Origin of the sequence: Pseudoalteromonas lipolytica (assembly GCF_003515105.1) — a bacterium.
In the GTDB taxonomy this organism is placed as follows: domain Bacteria; phylum Pseudomonadota; class Gammaproteobacteria; order Enterobacterales; family Alteromonadaceae; genus Pseudoalteromonas; species Pseudoalteromonas lipolytica.
This window is the reverse complement of sequence record NZ_CP032090.1, coordinates 1,490,224-1,506,676: the sequence shown is the minus strand read 5'-3', so window position 1 is coordinate 1,506,676 and position 16,453 is coordinate 1,490,224. Positions and strand designations below refer to the sequence as shown.

The window sequence follows — 16,453 nt, the reverse complement described above, 5'->3', positions numbered from 1 at the left end:
ATGCGAATTTTAGTAATTGAAGATGATTTACATTTAGCAGACAACCTTCGTAATGCTCTAGAAAAAGAGCGTTATAGTGTAGACCTTTGTCACGACGGTGAAGCTGGTTTATTTCATATTACAGAGTACCCGCTTGATATGGCTGTGGTCGATCTTGGCTTACCAAAAATTGATGGTATTGAGCTAATCAACAAAGCACGTGCTCAGGGTATTACAATCCCTATTTTGATTTTAACAGCACGTGACCGTTGGCAAGATAAAGTAGAAGGCTTAGATGCTGGCGCAGATGACTATTTAACAAAACCATTTCATGTTGAAGAGTTAATTGCCCGTTGTAATGCACTTATCCGCCGCAGTGCAGGTAAAGCAAACCCAGAAATGACAGCGGGCCCGATAAAAATCCATACCCGCTCACAACAAGTCTGGGTTAATGACAGAGAATTAAGCTTAACGGCATACGAATACAAAGTGTTAGAGTACTTGATGGTTAATCCGCAAAAAGTGATCTCAAAATCTGAGTTAACTGAGCATATATACGACCAAGACTTTGACCTTGACTCAAACGTTATCGAAGTTTTTGTTTTACGTTTGCGTAAAAAGCTTGACCCTGAGGGTACATTGAACCCTGTTGAAACATTACGCGGCCGTGGTTACAGGCTTAAAAGTCAGTGGTAGCATCGCAAATTCCGCTTAAAGTAAGGCAAGGATTTATCCTTGTCTTTGTTTTATTGGTCGCTTTACCCATTTTATTTTTCTCAATTGGTAAAGCTTATTATGCCTCCTTAGTCGAAGCGACCGAAAAAACCCTTGAAGCTCACCTTTACTCATTGATCTCTGAAGTTGATTTCACCGAGCGTGGTATTGTGATGCCAAGCACAATTTTAACGCCAGAATTAAACCGATTAAATTCAGATACCTATGCAATGATTTACCGAGGTGATTTACCCGTCTGGTATTCTGAGTCAGCCACAAATATTAATTTTATTCCCGATAACTTTGAAGCGCCTGCAGGCTCCGCTGATTTTCGCCGTGTAGAGTACAATAATGTTGTGTACTGGCAATTAACGCTCACCGTTATATTAGAAAACATCGATCAATCAGAACATGCTCGCTTCATTTTGCTCAAACGCAACGACGCCCTATTGCGTTTAATGGATGGTTTTAAACAAACACTCGTCAATTGGATGTATGTAATGGGGGTAGCCATTGCGGCATTGATGGCAATCGGCTTTGTTTGGAGTGCGCGACCTTTACAACGGTTAGATAAAGAAATTAAAGCGATTGAATCGGGTGATAATCAACAAATAAGAGGGCTTTACCCTGTTGAGCTACAAACAATCAAAGCCGATTTAAACCTTTTGCTTGAATCACAGCAGCGACAAAAAGAACGTTACCGTGCTTCACTCAGCGACTTGGCGCATGCCCTAAAAACACCGCTGGCTGTATTAAAGTCGAGCCCTTTAGCCAATGACGCAGATGCACAAGAACAGCTAGACCGCATAAATGTGATGATCGAACATCAATTAAAACGCGCTGCAACGGGAGCATCTGACACGTGGAAAAAGCAAACCCACATCAAACCTGTTATTGATTCTATCCTAAGTGCAATGACTAAAGTGTATCGTGATAAAGATATTATTTTTACTTCAGAGGTGAGCGAAAAAGATTACTTCTTAGGGGATAAAACTGATTTAATGGAGCTACTTGGGAATTTAATTGATAATGCATGTAAAGCCTGCCGTTCTCAGGTCGATATAAAGGTTATACAAAATAAAACGTTAACAGTGAGTATCTGTGATGACGGCCCGGGTGTCCCACACGATAAGCGTGAATCGTTATTAACACGTGGCACACGTCTAGACACTTACGAAAGCGGTCATGGGGTGGGTATGGCCATCGTTTCCGATTTAGTAAACTCCTACAATGGCACACTAACAATCAGCGATGCTGAAAAACTAGGTGGTGCAGAGTTTATCTTAGAGTTTAATTATCATGATAAAAAATAGAGCTTCTTTAATCAGTTCATCAGCCCTAATAAGCTTACTCGCCCTCAGCTCGCATGCAATCGCAGATCAAATCTGTGTGCTTAAAGGCAATCACCCTGATGAAACTAGGCATTATATTCAATGCTTAGATCAAACCATTGAAGATTTACAACGTGACCATAAAATGTGGGTCAACAAACTTACAATGGATATCGAAAAAATTAAAGAAGAGACAGGTAATAGTCAACTTTTGCCTATTTTTCAGCGTAGTTTAAAAAACCAAGAACGTTATTTAGAAGACAGCTGTCGTTGGCGCTACTTACAAAAAATGCCAAATGCAACAACAGCGGCAATTACCTATAAACACTGTGAGATTGAGATTTTAGAAAATCATATTAAAGTTTTACAACGACCATTAAATTAAAAAAGGCGCTTAAGCGCCTTTATTAATCTTCTAGTTTTAACTCTTCACCATTACCAAGCAAAGTAGCAAGCCAGCGCCCTTCTTGACTTGTCTCTAGCGCAATTTTAACGATCATCGTAAGCGGTACCGACAACAACATACCTACAGTACCCATGAGCCATCCCCAAAATATTAACGATAAAAAAACCACCAGCGTTGATAAACCAAGGCCTTTACCCATAAATTTTGGTTCAACAATATTTCCCATTACAGTGTTAATAACAAGATAACCACCGGCAATAAAACTGGCCACCAGCGGGCCCTGGGTTATCAGCGCCAATAATACTGCAGGTATCGCGGCAATAATCGACCCTATATTAGGAATGTAGTTAAACATGAAAGCAACAACACCCCACAGCACAAAATAATCAACATTAAGCGCCCAAAGCATAAAACCAGCCAGCAGACCCGTGCCTAGGCTCACCATCGTTTTTATGGCTAAATAGGAGTTAATTGAGTCTAAGAAACGGTCAATTTGCTTCATTTTCATTTCGGGGTCATCTAATGCCAAATGTATCTTTTTGCCCAACATAGGGCCTTCAAACAGCATGAATACTACGGTTAGAATAATCAAAAATAGATTTGCCATTACACCACCCAGCCCCGTTAGCATGTTAGTGGCAACATCGATTATTTTACCTGGATCAAACAGTGATATTATTTGTTCTTTGTCTATCAAAATGTTGTAACGCGCGGCAACATTGACTACCCACACAAATTCTTCTTTTAATTGCGCTTTATATTCTGGGAGATTTTTCGAGAAATCTGTCATCGATTGCCCAACCAACCCGGCAAGACTGATCCCCACACCAACAATTATCATCATTACAAATATCACTGCTATCGCTTTGGGGATGCCATATCGGGCAAAAAAACGAATTAAGGGATTACATATAATGGCAATAAATGCCGCCAAGACAAATGGAATAACAATCACACTTGCAGCTTTAATTCCTGCTAGAACAATAACTAATGCAGCAAATATCACTAAACTCTTATTAACACCCGTCAAACTCGACAAAATAAAATCCTTGTAAACTATTTCCCCCAGTGTAAGTGAAATGAGCAACAAAATAAATCACAACGCACTTGGCATAATAAGTGCTTAGCATATGTACGAAATTTGTACAAATTATAATATTGAGTTACCATGCGTTGAAGGCGCTTAAAAGGAGTTATAAATGTCACATTTATCAGAACAAGAGCTCTCTTTTTTCAACAGCCTATTTGAGGCAGAACACGGTGTAAAAGATTTAACAACCGACACTAAAATATCTGTTAACTTTAATTTACCCGACAAGCTGAATGGTCTGTTAAACAATGCCAAGCTAACCTTACTTGCTGAAGTGGGTATTTATCAATTGTGGTTTCCACTTGAGTTTATTGTTGACGACAAAGGGCAAGTTACCCCCACGTTAAGTGCCCCCGAAGTGATCGATACAAAAGGAATTGAACGCAGCTGGCGTACCCCCAACCTAGAATTGCAAACAGAACAATACCTGATTATTTCACTGTCTAGCACGGGCGTATTGTTGCAACCCAAAAATGCTGAGGAAACGCTCGATAAAGAAATTTTACTCGCTTTTAATCTGCCGAATAATGAGCATGTCGTCATTAGTGCAAAACCTGTGCGTGTCACAAGTAATGGCGTTGCAGCTAAAATAGAAAAAATTTGCGAAGGTGAAGACGCTATGCGTCAATACTTGTTTGATATTCATAAGCATCATCATGCAAAACTGTATGAAGAGGAAAATATTTCCACTGACCTTATCTAGTTGCAGGCTATGCTGAGCTTCGTTAAGCTTGGCTTTTTTGCACCTAAATCCAAAAAGGTATTTTATGAATTATCCTATCGGAACCCCTGGTAAGCCATGGAACGACGCAGATAAAAAAGCATGGCTTGAGTTACAATCTGTCAAGCGAAGCTACCAAGATGATGTTGTTTCACAATTAGACGCCTTATCAGCTCACTTCGATATTGAGCAGTATGGTGCACTAAGTTATGACACCGAAAACTACCCTCTTTACATTCTAAAAAGTAAGCATTGGCAAGCAGATAAACCGTGTGTGCTGATAACCGGAGGTGTTCATGGCTATGAGACAAGTGGCGTTCATGGTGCACTAGCCTTTGCTAAAACAAAAGCAGCTGACTACCTTGAACATTTTAATATATTGGTTGCGCCGTGTATTAGCCCATGGGGTTATGAAACAATCAACCGCTGGAATCCGAACGCAACAGATCCTAATCGTTCATTTTATAAAAATAGCCCCGCAGAAGAATCAGCAGCTATTATGTCTTTTTTAGCAGAGCATGATATCGCGCCGTTAGTGCATGTTGATTTGCATGAAACAACCGATACCGATAACAGTGAGTTTCGTCCAGCGCTGGCAGCCCGAGATGCAAAAACCCACGATAATTGGAACATTCCTGATGGTTTTTACCTTGTTGCAGACAGTGAACGACCGCAGGATGCCTTTCAAACCGCAATCATTAAAGCCGTTGAAAAGGTAACACATATTGCTCCAAGCGATGAAAACAACCAGCTCATTGGTGTTGTACAAACTCAATTTGGCGTCATAAATTACGAGGCGAAAAAATTGGGTTTATGCATGGGTTTAACCAATGCAAAATATGTTACTACCACAGAGGTATACCCTGACAGCCCACACGCTAACGATACAATTTGCATCAATGCTCAAGTCGCTTCTATTACCGGAGCACTTGATTACGTTGTTAATAATTAGTTAGTTATAAATCAATTATGTTGCATATAAATTATACACATACGGACGTAATGCAGGTAAATTATTAATTAAAATAAACAATAGCGAAAAAGTTATGCTTTTTCGCTATTGTTCAAAAAATCGCTAGACACGCACTGCAGATTGTATAAAATTCGCGCTCTTTTAATTAGATAGGGAAGCAAATTGAATTTTAAGAATCACTATGGCAGTGTCGCTATAATCACTGATGGCCCCATTATTATTGGGCAATTTTCTGGTAATATTAATGCACGTTTGGTCAACGACTTCGCGGCTGGATTAAAAAAACATATTTGCGATTTAGCTGGAAAACCGTGGGCATACATTAGTCATTCAACAAATTTATATGCAACTACCCCAGATGCTGAGCACGGTTTTGTCAGCTTATTAAAAGAGTTGAAAGATACCAATTGTAAAGCCACCGCGTTTATATTTAGCTCATCCATTGTGCTAAACCAAATGAAGCGTGTAATTGCGCAAGCACAATCACCGATTCAAATTCTAGACTGTTTATATGATGATTTAGACAGTGCAAAGGCCTATGTTCTAAAACAACTAGAGTTAGCAGAAATGGCTTGTTAAAAACAAGCCATTTAATACCAATGTGCAAAAATACTTAATCTTTTTGAGTGATTAAACCAGTCGCTACCTGCGTTAAAAATGTCTGGTTTCAAACAACTAAATAACTAAATTTTTGCCTTGTTATCAACGCGGTTTTATTGCCTCAAAATAGACCACTTAATTAAGCACAATGGTATTGGTAGCCACTGTTTAATCTCTGTAGAATTTACTTTCTTTCGTTATGCCAATACTCGCATCTTCCAGTGCTTGTATATGAAAACGAATTGATGTCACTTTTGATTTTAACCCATAGCCATCTGCAACAACGGTCACTGGCACTCGCTTCATTTTACCGGCTTCAATTAAAATTGACTCTGGTACTTGCAACACTGCCCCATCAATTCCTGAAATGCCAATCGTATAATTTAACGGCTGCTGTGTTTTATTGATAATCGACAACGTGTAAGGATTCTCAACTAGCCCTTCAAAGTTAACCCGATATAAAGCGTTTCTATCCCTTATCACTGATGCTTCGATTGGCGTACGCATTGCTGTCCATACAACCATAGCTAAAATAAACAAAGCTGTTAGACCACCATAACCAAGTAGCTTCAACCTAAATGGATTTGTCGTTTCACCATCCATTTGCTTTTCAGAAGCATATTTTATTAACCCTTTTGGATAGTTAAATTTTTCCATAGTACTATCACAAGCATCAATACATAACCCACAGTTGATGCACTCGTATTGCAAGCCATTACGAATATCGATGCCAGCAGGGCAAACTTCAACACATAAATTACAGTCAACACAGTCACCTAGCCCAAGTGCTTTAGGGTCGGCTTTACGTTTACGTGCACCACGTGTTTCTCCCCTTTGTTGGTCATAAGTTACCACTAACGTGTCTTTATCAAACATCACTGATTGAAAACGAGAGTAAGGACAGGCGACAGTACACATTTTTTCACGTAAAAAACCCGCATTGCCATACGTACAAAATGCAAATAAAAACACCCAGAAGCTTACAATACCTGACATTTCAAGCGTAAATAAACTCATGTATAACGACTTTGCAGGAATAAAGTACGCCATAAAAGACATCGATGTGATTAATGAAATAAGTAACCACGCAGCATGTTTAATCACTTTTTTTTGTACTTTTGTTGCCGACCAAGGTGCCTTATCCATTTTTATACGTTGGTTTCTCGATCCTTCTATTTTTTGCTCAACCCATGTAAACATTAACATCCAGATTGTTTGCGGACAGGTGTAGCCACACCATACTCGCCCTAACCAATTCGTAACGAAAAACAAGGCAAATGCACCAGTCATAAATAACATAGCTAAAATCATAAAGTCTTGGGGTAATAGCGTTAGGCCAAACAAGCTAAACTTTTGACTCGCAACGTCTAATAGCACTGCTTGGTGACCTTTATAAGGTATCCATGGAATCGCTATAAATATAAGCATTAAAACCCATCCAAGGTATCGACGAATACGTTGAAAACGGCCTTTTTGCTCACGAATATAAATGGGACCCTCTTGATTATAGGGCTTGATGATTAGGTCTTGCTCTTTGATTTCTAATTTCATTTTGCTACTTACTGTTAGTCTCGGTTCTAACAAGTAAGAGCAACAATCAGGCCAACAACAAAACACACATAACACATTGAAAAATAACGATATTAAATATATAGGACGCCTTAATTTCGTGAAATACCGCGAGCTTGCGTGATATTTCGCGCCTTAGTATTTAATACCTAGCTTTTTCATTTTTGAGCGCAGAGTACTTTCTGGCAACTCAAGTAATGTCGCAGCACCATCCTCACCAGAAATTTTGCCATGACACTGCTTGAGTACAGTACAAATATGCTGTTTTTGCGCGGCATCGAGTGAAAGTACCACACCAGAAGCAGGGTCTTTATCACTCAACGCAGATGATAATTGCAGAACATTTTGTTTTGATAGAATTGCTTCACGCTCAAGTATGTTTTGTAATTCACGAATGTTGCCAGGCCACTCGTAGTTAGCAAGCTGTGCCAAGGTTGTTTTTGTAAGACCTTTAAAGTGTTTGCCAAGACGCTTATTAAGCTGGTTAATAATATTAGCAGCAAGCAAGGGGATATCTTCTTTTCGCTCACGCAATGCTGGTACGCGAATAGGAAATACATTTAATCGGTAATAGAGATCCATACGGAAACTTCCCTGCTCTACCATCTGCCATAAGTTTCGATTTGTGGCTGCAATAACACGAATATTCACAGTTAAAGTGTGTGTTCCCCCTACGCGCTCAAACTCATGTTCTTGTAATACTCTCAAAAGTTTACTCTGTAATTCAAGCGGTAGCTCTGCTATTTCGTCTAAAAAAAGCGTTCCGTTATCAGCTAACTCAAAGCGACCTTTCCTGCGTTCATTCGCGCCTGTAAACGCCCCTTTTTCATGACCAAATAATTCAGATTCGATCAAATTTGCTGAGAATGCAGCACAATTTACTTTGATAAAAGGTTGCTCAGCTCTCGTACTCAAACGATGTAAGTTACGTGCGACAAGTTCTTTACCTGTGCCATTCTCCCCCAAAATAAGCACTGTGCTGTTTGTTTGGCTGACAAGGGTAATTTGTTCAAGCATCGTCTGAAATGAGTGACTTTTTCCAACAAGACCCGAATCTTGCCAATCTTCATTTAACTCAGAAATAAGATAAGCATTCTCTTCTTGTAATTGTTCAGATAAATGCTGTACTTGCGCCAATGCATCACGCAAAGCGAGTTCGGTTTGCTGTTGTTTTGAAACGTCGCGAAAAATCGCGACAGCCCCTATCAGCTCACCATTCTTATAGACAGGTGTTGAGGTGTATTCTACTGCAAAATGGCTTCCATCTTTGCGCCAAAACACCTCATCGGTTACATGCCGATGCTTGCCATCAAACATGGTGCAATATATCTGACATTCGTCGGCAGGATAAGGCGAGCCATCTTTTCTAGTATGATGATGATATTGGTGAATTTTTTTACCTAATAACTCATCGGCATGCCACCCCGTCATGCGCTCTGCGGCAGGGTTAACAAACACCGCATTGCCCGATAAGTCAAAGCCATAAATCCCTTCACCTACCGCATTGAGTAATAATGTTGGGTCGTTTAAAAATTCCTTAATCATACATAGGCTCCACTCGCGAAATATCACGAGCATTATGACAAGCTTTTAATTAGCAAACAAGTAAAGTAATAAAGGACTGTTATACCAATTGGCTTAATTAAGTGGTCTATGTTTAGGCAATAAAACCGCGTCAATAATAAGGTAAAAATGTCGCTATTTAGTTGTTTTCGGCAATTGCTCCTGCATTGCTCTCCCCCCTGCATCCATGCAGTCGTAAATCAGGCATTTTTGTCGCAGGTGGCACAGGTTTTATCACTCAAAATGATTATCTATTTTTACGGATTGGTGATAGTCAGTTGGCGACTAAGTTTGACGTTTACAAAATTACACTGACGTTTTCAGAAAAACGACTTAACTATTTTTAAATTGACGCACTAAATACATTAAAAAAGCGGCATTTTGCCGCTTTTTACACTGCTTGCTGATACCCTTTCTAGAGAGTAGGTACTAAGAGAATTTCACCCTGTGATACTTTCATATCCAAAGGTAACTTACTTAGTAGTGCCACTTTAGGGTCATTTATATTTAGTTTATAAACTGGATTAACGGCTAAAAAGCTATTTATAACTTGCATCGCTTGCTCATCTAGTAAGTTTAAATTACCTTTAAACCCAGCAGTATCGACCGTGGTGTCTATTAATTTCACATTACGAAGAAACACCGCTTTTTTCTCACTGTCATAGAAAGGACTGCCTTCGATTTTTAGTTTTAATCTTACTGGGTATTTAAGTGCAAACGCTTTAATCACTGCACTTGAGTCTGCGCCTAAAACGACTACGTCGCGTTTATCTGGACCAACGTTAACACTTAAGTCATTTACTGAAAAATCAACTGGCAAACCCATCAACTTAATTTGTTCACTGAGTTTTGGTAACTGATTTGCAAGTGCAGTTTCTATTTCTGAATTTGTAAATGAATAAACAGAGACACCTTGATCTGTGCTCTTACACGCCCCTAAAAATAAACACGTAAGTAATATTAAAATTCTCATTTTTTTCCTCAAAAAAGCCGCTTTAAAAGCGGCTTAAATCAACCATGTTAACTTATTTAATCTTTCAATAATCAAGATAAGTAGGATATGACACCCCACTTATCTTGAGAGAAAACTAAATACCTTAATCGATTGCTATTAATCGTTAAATTGCGAATATAACTTTAAGCCTAGCTAGTGTGTCAGGTGAAACTGAACCTTCACTGACCGCTAAAAGTTGTTTTAGATAGTAGTAAACATCAGCCTGTTCGCCACGATGCTTATCATCAAGCATTGCAACTTGCTCTGTCATACGTAATTGGCTATCGGCTGATTCAACCCCTGCTAAAATTTCAATACGTGTCAACAACTGCTGCGCAGTTAATGCTGTTGTTAACGAAGCCTGAAATTGAGCCGGTATAGTACTGCCCTCTTCTAGGGCACTAAACAAAGCAGCTAGCTTTGATTGTTCAGCTTGTTTACCAAGCACCTCTGTTTTCGCCGCGATGGCACTTTCTAATTGCGCAACTCGACCACTAAGTGATTTAGAGTAGTCTAATGCCGATAATTTAGCCGCTAAGTCTTTAAGTTGTGCTAAGTGAACCACACTGCCTAACGCAGACTCAAGCTCGGTTAATTCCACTGCAGCGACTTCATCATTCTGCTGTTGAGCTTGCTTTTGTATTTCAAACTCTGCGCTACGCTTTGCAAATGTCTCATCGTTGACACGTCTAAATTGCTGCCATAACGTGTTTTCTGCTTTCATGCCAGCAAAACCAATTGTTTGCCATGTTTGTTGCAATGCCTTTAATTGCTGGCATGCGGTTGCAAGGTCGTCAGATTGAGAAAGTAGTGTTGCCTGCTCAACGAGGGCACTTTTCTGTTCCGCATTGGCTTTGTGAAATGCAGCTAACTTCGCATTCACTTGCGACTGAACCGTTTTGAACTCGCTGTGTAATTCACGATACGTTTTAGGGTCTACATTACCCGCAGAACGCCATGATTTACTGATGCGGTTATACTTACTTTCAAACTGTTTCCAGTCAAAATCATCGGTCTGTGCATCAAGCTCAGCTAATTGCTGCATTTGTGCAATAATATCTAAACGCTGTGTTTTTGCGTGCTCGCGCAACTGCTCTTGCTCTGCAAAATACTCACGACAAGGCGTGAACAACACTTCAATGTGTTGATCAAAAAGTTCACCCTGCTGTTTTTCGGCATCAGTATCTAAACGACCTAATTCATTCCAACGACGGCGTAATTGTTTAACTTGCTCAGCACGCTGTTTAGGATCGGTACATGGCGTTGCAACAAGCTCACTGACCTCTTGTAAAATAGCGTCGCGCTTCGGCGCCGATGCATATTTTTGCCAGTCTTTCGCTTCTGCTAGCTGTGCCTCAAGCTCTGCTTTTAATGTATTTAATGGCTGCTTATAAGACTCGGTTAATGTCTCATATAACTCTTCAAATCCTTTAAAAACACCAAAGGCAACATTAAAACGACCTTGATCAATCAAACGTTTAACATCACGTGCTTTGCGCTTCGCGGCTTGTTGGTTTTTGTCAAACTTACTCGTTAATGGCAACATAGCATGTTGCCACGCTTTCACACATTCCGTTAAGTTAGCTTTAAAGCGCCCTTGTAGGCGAGACGGGATATGCGAGAGTTTTTTTCGCGCGAATTTGCTTTTCTGCTCAAACTCTTTATTTAGCGTATCAAACTGTGTTTCATCGTCGCTTGTCGTAACCGCAGATAAAGCATCGAATGCCGCTTTATAGTCAGCAATCGCAGCAACTAACTGTGGTAACTGCTCCACTTGTTTAAACAAATTCGCTAAATGCTGTTTCACATCACGTACATTTTGATTGTCAGCAAGCTCAGTCTCAGCAAGAGCCTCTTTTGCTTGACTTACTTTCGCTTCAAGCCAATCTTGCTGTATTTGTTCTGGGGTCTCTAGACCGAGCTGTAATGCATTTTCAATTTCTTCGCCTAGCGCTTCTAAAGTAGCCAGTGCCAACACTTGACGCTGTTGCTCTGCAAGCTTTTGCTGCTGCGCCTCATGCTCTTTGCTAAGCACCGCAAGATGTGTATCTAACTTTGCGATAATGGCTGAGTATTTTTTATCTAATAAGTTGACTTGTTCATCCGTTAGCCACTTTAACTCGATGGCCTGCCATTGCTGTAGTAAATCAGCATGTTGCTGAGATACTAGGTTGAAATCACTTTTTTCACGCAGTGCATTAAGTTTAGCAAGTACAATTCGGGTATCAGCTTCAACTTTAGCCGGCATTTCAGCGGCTAAACGCTCATTTTCTAAATGGGCAGCAAGTTGCGTATGCGCTTCACCTTTAGCATGTTTCAAAAGTGGTTTAGACAGTTGGTGTTGAATTACAAGTTCAACTAATTTGAGCTGTAACTCTTCGCTTCCTTCTTTGAAAGCTTTATCAACTAGGTTTGGGTTAGCTAAGCGTTTTAGTAACTTAACACGCACTTGAATTTCTTTTTCTGCAAACGCGAGTTTTTCAAGTGTTTTAACGGGTGCAAAACGTTCAATGAATTCGTTTTTTATGCTCTCATCAAGCTGACTGTCGGTGTTTAACACCGCTTGATTTATATGCTGTTCGGCAATCTCTTTTAATGCCTGATCTTGTTTATATACTTGCCACCATAAAACAATATCATTTACTTTATTCAATGCTTTTTTACGGATTTCTGCTGAACTGTCTTCAAGCGCGATGCTATTCAAAATGTTGACATCACGTTCTGAGTCAAGGCGTTCAACAGCAGCCAAACGAACTTGGCTCTTAGGGTGTTTCCATTTCGGTGTAAATAGGTGTTTAAAGATCATTTTCACTAAACCTAGCTATTTCATTTTCAGATGCGAATTCTTTTTGCAATTGAGCTTTGCTCTTTTGCACCATTTCACCATTGGCACCAATGGTAAACTGCTCATTGGTCTGCGAAACTTTAGCTTGATAAAGCATCACGAGTTGAACGGTTTGTTGTTTTTGCTCTTCAGTCAATACCGTGCCATCAGGCCATTTGCCTGTTGATGCGCCATACTGAAGACGTTCAAATACTTCTGGGGTGATATTCTTAACGATGTGATCAATATTCATGTTACTTTTTCTTTTTTAAAACAACTAAATAGATACGGCTTACAATATACCATACAAAGCCTACTGCCATGGCTGCCGAATAGGCATACCACTCTAAAGATTCTGCTTCAGGGTGAATAAAGTAATAACAGAAAAAGCCCCCTAAAAATAAAATCAGTGCGAGGAAAGAATGATTCATAAACTTTTGCTGTTTACGAATGCGCGTTTCTTTTTGCATTTGCTGCAACTGCTCATTGCTCAGCTCAGTGACTTGGCACTCACAATGAGGACATTGTTTATGTTTGTCAGATATTGATTTTGCACATTGCGGGCAACTAATAATCGCCATATCTTTCTCCATACTACGCATAAAAAAGGCGCCTTTAGGCGCCCTTTATTGTACTTGTTTTATGAGTCGATGTCTTTTTCGAATTGCATTCAATCGTGAAGATTCGAAAATAGTAATAACTAAGACGCTCTAACCCACACTTTAAGTTTATTGCTTTAGCAACTTATAATTTATCTTTTGCCTTTTGTTCAAGGCGTTTTTCCCAGAATGTGGCATTTTTAATCCCTAACTTAATAGGGTCGAATGTAATTTCGCCACCGGCTTTCTTTTGCTCTTCATAATCGCGTAAACAATTAAGCGCAGGCTTAGCCACGAAAAAGATAGCTAAAATGCCCACAATATTAATCCACGCCATTAAGCCAACACCGATATCACCAATAGCCCAGATATACCCAGAGCTATTAACCATACCGTATGCCACCATAAACATAATAACGAGCTTTACAAGAACAAGTGGAATGCTCCCCTTGAAGTAACGATTTAAGTAAGCAACGTTTGTCTCTGCGATATAGTAATAAGCAAGAATTGTCGTAAATGCAAAGAAAAATAACGCAATACCAACAAACGCCTGGCCAAAACCACCAAACACACTAAATAATGCCATTTGCGTAAAGGCTGCTGAGCCAATTTCAGTTGCTGCATCAACGTTTTGAACAATGAATTGCCCTTCAGGTAATTCACCTACGATATTATATTGTTGAGTAATTAAAATCATTAATGCCGTTGCTGTACATACAAAGATAGTATCAACATAGACTGAAAAAGCTTGCACTAATCCTTGTTGTGCTGGGTGATCAACCTCAGCGGCTGAAGCAGCATGCGGCCCCGTACCCTGACCCGCTTCATTTGAGTATATACCACGTTTTACACCCCAACCTATCGCTGCACCAAAGCCCGCTTGAGCCGTAAATGCATCAGTAATAATAAGTGAAAAAATACCCGGTACTTTATCAAGGTTTATAAATACCACGATTAAAGCAAGAACAATGTAACCAAGAGCCATAAATGGCACAACGATTTGAGTAAAGTTGGCAATACGTTTAATGCCACCAAAAATAATGAACGCTAACACAATCAAAATGATCGCAAGTGCAACCAGTTTAAAGCTACCAACATCACCAAAACTTGTGCTCACTAATGTACCTTCGCCAAACACTTGGGTAAATGCGTTACCTACCGCATTCGCTTGTACACCTGGTAAAAATACACCGCATGCGATAATTGCCGACACAGCAAATAGCACTGCTAACCACTTTTGTTGTAAGCAACGATCAAAGTAATAAGCAGGGCCACCGCGATACTGGCCATCTTCTTCTGATTTATAAATTTGACCTAGTGTTGATTCTGCATACGCGGTACTGGCTCCTAAAAATGCCACGACCCACATCCAAAAAATAGCACCGGGGCCACCAAAACCAATTGCTGCAGCTACACCTGCGATGTTACCAACACCAACACGGCCTGATAACGAAACTGCCAAAGCTTGAAATGATGAAATACCGGTATTAGAACTGTTTGAGCTTAGTAGCAACTTACACATTTCTTTGAAATGTCTAACTTGAGCAAAACGGGTTAAAACGGAATAAAACAGACCTGCGCCAAGACATAAATAAATGAGTGCACTACTCCAGACTACGTCATTAACGGCGCTTACAAAAGCTTCCATGGATATCCTCTATGATTATATTTTTTATTGTTAGTTACGATACTCGGCGTTAGCTTGTGAGAATGCGCGACATACATATAGATGCGAGAAATAAATACTAAGATTAATTTACTTCTCAGCTAAACGTATTGAATATTAACTTAAATCAACCAACCTTGTTAACAGTTAATTTTCAATATAACAAATCTAATTACGTGATATGTAGCAGAAACAAGGACGGGCATCAGTATTCGCTGATGCCCGTCATTGGATTAGACTCGTTATCGTAATTTATCGACAACGTTAACAATGGCCGCTAGTGTATCTTGACCAAATTGATACGAGCGACGATCTGACCAGCCATAGTCAGGATCTGGTAAATCGTTATTATCTTTAAATGGCATTTCGACAGTGTACGCCAAAGCATTAAACTCATGAGCAACTGCAGAAGAACCAACCGTTAAGTTCGCTTGGCCTGGTTCATCTTTCGGATAACCGTGCTCATCTTGAAATTCAGGTGTCACTGTTAATAGCGCTGCTTTGAAGCTGTCTTCAAGCTCTTTTAAGCGGTCATCGTATCCCGGAATACCTTCGCTGCCCGCAACAAAGTTATATGGAATAGCTTCGTCACCATGAATATCTAGGTGCATATCAAGGCCTGTTTCACGCATTTTATTTAGCACTAAGAATACTTCAGGGCTATTTTCCATGCTTGGCGTTTGCCATTCACGATTTAAGTTCACGCCTTTAGCATTGGTACGCAGATGACCACGAACGCTGCCATCTGGGTTCATGTTTGGCACAATGTAGAACACCGCTTTTGATAAAAGTGCAGCGGCATGTGGGTCTTCATCATCAAGTAATTTATGTAGTAAACCTTCAACGTACCACTCAGCCATCGTTTCGCCTGGGTGTTGGCGTGCAGTAATCCAAATTGTTTTCTTATCACTGCTTGGAATACCAACACGTAGCACACTCATGTCACGACCATCTAACGTTTCGCCGAGTGTTTCAAGCTCACAAGCGTGCTGGCTTTGTGCCCATGCTAATAAATCTAAATGACGGTCATAGCTGTATGGCGCAAAATACGCGAAATACACGCAGCCACACTCTGGTTCCATTTCAAATGATAGTGTGCCATTTGCGTACTCTGAAGGGACACGGAACCACGTTTGACGGTCGTAAGACGCAACAGCATGGTAACCTTCCCAACCATCTGGGTAGGCTGAATTTTCTAAGTTGTTGATATGTAACTTGTGGTTTTGAAATGGGGTTGTTTCTAGACGAAAGTGAAACCACTGGAAAAAATCAGACTGATTATCTTTATTGATTTCTAATTGAATATTCAGCGGGTCAACGGCTTCAATAACCTTGATGTTACCACTGTCAAAATTGCTGGTAATTTTCATTCTATAAACCTATTGCTTAAAAATAATTCTTAACGGCGTAGTCATTCGATAAGA

The 16,453-nt window shown here is 39.9% G+C and carries 15 protein-coding genes; 6 read left to right on the top strand and 9 right to left on the bottom strand.

Features of this window, described 5'->3' with window-relative positions; genetic code table 11:
- The 3 genes from D0907_RS06875 to D0907_RS06865 are packed head-to-tail and all read left to right on the top strand — an operon-like array spanning window position 1 to window position 2,409.
- Window positions 1-675, top strand: coding sequence for a response regulator transcription factor (locus tag D0907_RS06875; RefSeq protein ID WP_036969002.1), 675 nt, complete (start codon window positions 1-3; stop codon window positions 673-675).
- Window positions 669-2,006: an ATP-binding protein gene (locus tag D0907_RS06870; RefSeq protein WP_074988346.1), complete on the top strand. Its 1,338-nt coding sequence runs from the start codon at window positions 669-671 to the stop codon at window positions 2,004-2,006. Before D0907_RS06875 ends, D0907_RS06870 begins: the two co-directional genes overlap by 7 nt.
- Window positions 1,993-2,409: a hypothetical protein gene (locus D0907_RS06865; protein ID WP_118844199.1), complete on the top strand. Its 417-nt coding sequence runs from the start codon at window positions 1,993-1,995 to the stop codon at window positions 2,407-2,409. The genes D0907_RS06870 and D0907_RS06865 overlap by 14 nt, the downstream gene beginning before the upstream one ends.
- 22 nt (window positions 2,410-2,431) lie before the next feature.
- On the opposite strand, the gene D0907_RS06860 is transcribed toward D0907_RS06865, so the two are convergent.
- On the bottom strand, window positions 2,432-3,469 hold the full coding sequence (locus tag D0907_RS06860; RefSeq protein WP_036969008.1) for an AI-2E family transporter: 1,038 nt from the start codon (window positions 3,467-3,469) through the stop codon (window positions 2,432-2,434).
- Between the two features lie 160 nt (window positions 3,470-3,629).
- On the opposite strand from D0907_RS06860, the gene D0907_RS06855 reads away from it, so the two are divergent.
- The 3 genes from D0907_RS06855 (at window position 3,630) to D0907_RS06845 (ending at window position 5,793) form a co-directional block, all read left to right on the top strand.
- Window positions 3,630-4,223, top strand: coding sequence for a hypothetical protein (locus tag D0907_RS06855; protein ID WP_065979804.1), 594 nt, complete (start codon window positions 3,630-3,632; stop codon window positions 4,221-4,223).
- 64 nt (window positions 4,224-4,287) lie between these two features.
- Entirely contained in the window at window positions 4,288-5,193 is a 906-nt protein-coding gene (locus D0907_RS06850; protein ID WP_065979803.1) for a M14 family metallopeptidase, read from the top strand.
- Between the two features lie 183 nt (window positions 5,194-5,376).
- Window positions 5,377-5,793 carry a hypothetical protein gene (locus D0907_RS06845; protein ID WP_036969014.1) on the top strand — a complete coding sequence of 139 codons (417 nt, stop codon included), beginning with the start codon at window positions 5,377-5,379 and terminating at the stop codon, window positions 5,791-5,793.
- 189 nt (window positions 5,794-5,982) lie between these two features.
- Here the strand turns inward: D0907_RS06845 and ccoG are convergent, their stop codons facing one another.
- From ccoG to D0907_RS06805, 8 genes are all read right to left on the bottom strand, one after another.
- A complete protein-coding gene (ccoG, locus tag D0907_RS06840; RefSeq protein ID WP_036969016.1) occupies window positions 5,983-7,365 on the bottom strand; it encodes a cytochrome c oxidase accessory protein CcoG in 1,383 nt (460 codons plus the stop codon).
- Window positions 7,366-7,518: 153 nt separating this feature from the next.
- Entirely contained in the window at window positions 7,519-8,928 is a 1,410-nt protein-coding gene (locus tag D0907_RS06835) for a sigma-54 interaction domain-containing protein (RefSeq protein ID WP_036969017.1), read from the bottom strand.
- 433 nt (window positions 8,929-9,361) lie between these two features.
- Entirely contained in the window at window positions 9,362-9,919 is a 558-nt protein-coding gene (locus D0907_RS06830; RefSeq protein ID WP_118844198.1) for a YceB family lipoprotein, read from the bottom strand.
- 145 nt (window positions 9,920-10,064) lie between these two features.
- On the bottom strand, window positions 10,065-12,746 hold the full coding sequence (locus D0907_RS06825) for a DUF349 domain-containing protein (RefSeq protein WP_118844197.1): 2,682 nt from the start codon (window positions 12,744-12,746) through the stop codon (window positions 10,065-10,067).
- Entirely contained in the window at window positions 12,736-13,017 is a 282-nt protein-coding gene (locus D0907_RS06820) for a YeaC family protein (protein WP_036969024.1), read from the bottom strand. The genes D0907_RS06825 and D0907_RS06820 overlap by 11 nt, the downstream gene beginning before the upstream one ends.
- Window position 13,018: 1 nt before the next feature.
- Window positions 13,019-13,345: a hypothetical protein gene (locus tag D0907_RS06815; protein WP_036969280.1), complete on the bottom strand. Its 327-nt coding sequence runs from the start codon at window positions 13,343-13,345 to the stop codon at window positions 13,019-13,021.
- 163 nt (window positions 13,346-13,508) lie between these two features.
- Window positions 13,509-15,011 carry an alanine/glycine:cation symporter family protein gene (locus D0907_RS06810; protein ID WP_065979799.1) on the bottom strand — a complete coding sequence of 501 codons (1,503 nt, stop codon included), beginning with the start codon at window positions 15,009-15,011 and terminating at the stop codon, window positions 13,509-13,511.
- Window positions 15,012-15,271: 260 nt separating this feature from the next.
- A complete protein-coding gene (locus D0907_RS06805) occupies window positions 15,272-16,399 on the bottom strand; it encodes a M14 family metallopeptidase (protein WP_036969027.1) in 1,128 nt (375 codons plus the stop codon).
- Window positions 16,400-16,453 lie beyond the last annotated feature (54 nt).

Coding starts and splice junctions, on each gene's coding strand:
- D0907_RS06875 (WP_036969002.1), top strand. CDS start 1: ATGCGAATTTTAGTAATTGAAGATGATTTACATTTAGCAGACAACCTT.
- D0907_RS06865 (WP_118844199.1), top strand. CDS start 1,993: ATGATAAAAAATAGAGCTTCTTTAATCAGTTCATCAGCCCTAATAAGC.
- D0907_RS06855 (WP_065979804.1), top strand. CDS start 3,630: ATGTCACATTTATCAGAACAAGAGCTCTCTTTTTTCAACAGCCTATTT.
- D0907_RS06850 (WP_065979803.1), top strand. CDS start 4,288: ATGAATTATCCTATCGGAACCCCTGGTAAGCCATGGAACGACGCAGAT.
- ccoG (WP_036969016.1), bottom strand. CDS start 7,365: ATGAAATTAGAAATCAAAGAGCAAGACCTAATCATCAAGCCCTATAAT.
- D0907_RS06835 (WP_036969017.1), bottom strand. CDS start 8,928: ATGATTAAGGAATTTTTAAACGACCCAACATTATTACTCAATGCGGTA.
- D0907_RS06830 (WP_118844198.1), bottom strand. CDS start 9,919: ATGAGAATTTTAATATTACTTACGTGTTTATTTTTAGGGGCGTGTAAG.
- D0907_RS06825 (WP_118844197.1), bottom strand. CDS start 12,746: ATGATCTTTAAACACCTATTTACACCGAAATGGAAACACCCTAAGAGC.
- D0907_RS06820 (WP_036969024.1), bottom strand. CDS start 13,017: ATGAATATTGATCACATCGTTAAGAATATCACCCCAGAAGTATTTGAA.
- D0907_RS06815 (WP_036969280.1), bottom strand. CDS start 13,345: ATGGCGATTATTAGTTGCCCGCAATGTGCAAAATCAATATCTGACAAA.
- D0907_RS06810 (WP_065979799.1), bottom strand. CDS start 15,011: ATGGAAGCTTTTGTAAGCGCCGTTAATGACGTAGTCTGGAGTAGTGCA.
- D0907_RS06805 (WP_036969027.1), bottom strand. CDS start 16,399: ATGAAAATTACCAGCAATTTTGACAGTGGTAACATCAAGGTTATTGAA.